Here is a 1,492-nt window from a genome sequence, read left to right as displayed (position 1 = left end):
TCCGCACAGCAGGTGGTCACACGCTCCCCGTCGCTCAGTGGCCGCAGGCCGTCCGTGGTCGCTGCCATCCGGGCGGCCGGCATCGTCCGGGGGCTAGGTTGGGTGACCATGAATCAGCTGCCTGCGGATCCGACGGTGTTGCACCCCCTGCCCGACCAGCCGCGCGTGGTGCTGCTCAAGCCACTGGTGACGTCCGGGCTGATCGAGGTCGGGGAGTACTCGTACTACGACGACCCCGACGATCCGACCGCCTTCGAGACCCGCAACGTCCTGTACCACTACGGGCCGGAGAAGCTGGTCATCGGGAAGTTCTGCGCGCTCGGCGCCGGCGTGCGGTTCCTCATGAACGGGGCCAACCACCGGATGGACGGGCCGTCCACCTTCCCGTTCCCCATCATGGGCGGATCGTGGGCCGCGCACTTCGACCTGATCACCGGACTGCCGGGGCGGGGCGACACCGTCGTCGGCAACGACGTCTGGTTCGGGAACGGCGCGACGGTGATGCCAGGAGTACGCATCGGACACGGGGCCATCATCGGCTCGGGTGCGGTCGTCGTCGACGACGTCCCCGACTACGGCATCGTCGGAGGCAATCCGGCCCGGCTCCTGCGCACCCGCTACGACGACGCCGACATCGCCCGCCTGCTGCGCATCGCCTGGTGGGACTGGCCGGTCGAGCACATCACCGCGCACCTGCGCGTGATCATGTCGGGCACCGTCGGCGAGCTGGAGGCGGTCGCGTCAGGTGTTGGTGTTCAGGAAACCGATGACCACGGCGCCCCACCAGCAGAGCTGTGAGACCAGGGCGGTCGCTCCGCCCCACAGCAGCAGCCGCCTGCCGACGGGCTCGGCGGCCCCTTCGAGGCGCCGGCCCAGCAGGCCCGCCTGGAGACCGTTGACCGTAAGGGCGGCGACCAGCCCGAGCTTGGTCAGGGTGAGGGCCGAGTGCAGGTCGGGGTGGAGCATGAGGCCGCTCACGACGAGCCCGCCGAGCCCGGCCCAGATGGGCACGTGCAGCCGGGCGGTCGCGGCGACGACCTCGGCGAGGGCGCAGCGCCCGGTGGCCCAGAGGAGGCCGTAGTAGTCCGCCGACAGGACGGCTCCGAAGCCGAGCACGAGGGACGCGAGGTGCACGAAGAGCGCGGCGGAGTGCAGCGTCTCGTCGGTCTGCACGTGCGCGGAGAACCACAGCCCCGCCGCCAGGCCGACCAGCGCGCACAGCGCCCCTGCCGCCACCGTCCACCAGGAGTCGTACAGGCGGACGGGACGGGCGGTGAGTCTGACGGCAGGGGACGACATGTGAGCTGACTCCGGGGGACAAGCGGACGCGGCACCACTTGCCGCAACGGGGGAAGGTAAGGCTTACCTAAACTTCCACTCTCGTCAATCCACGTCCACGACCCAAGACGCACCGAGCCGCCCGGATGGCAGTGACCACGGACGGCCTGCGGCCACTGAGCGACGGGGAGCGTGTGACCACCTGCTGTGCGGG

2 protein-coding genes are annotated in these 1,492 nt (G+C 70.5%); one reads left to right on the top strand and one right to left on the bottom strand.

Features of this window, described 5'->3' with window-relative positions:
* Positions 1-108: 108 nt before the first annotated feature.
* Positions 109-798 carry a CatB-related O-acetyltransferase gene (locus tag ACGFXC_RS37530; RefSeq protein ID WP_393719430.1) on the top strand — a complete coding sequence of 230 codons (690 nt, stop codon included), beginning with the start codon at positions 109-111 and terminating at the stop codon, positions 796-798.
* Here the strand turns inward: ACGFXC_RS37530 and ACGFXC_RS37525 are convergent.
* Positions 742-1,299, bottom strand: a complete 558-nt coding sequence (locus ACGFXC_RS37525; RefSeq protein WP_393719429.1) for a hypothetical protein — start codon at positions 1,297-1,299, stop codon at positions 742-744. The two genes, ACGFXC_RS37530 and ACGFXC_RS37525, sit on opposite strands and share 57 nt — an antisense overlap.
* Positions 1,300-1,492: the final 193 nt, after the last annotated feature.

The sequence above is a fragment of the Streptomyces sp. NPDC048507 genome, assembly GCF_043199995.1.
Lineage (GTDB): Bacteria > Actinomycetota > Actinomycetes > Streptomycetales > Streptomycetaceae > Streptomyces.
This window is presented reverse-complemented; position numbering and strand designations above follow the sequence as displayed.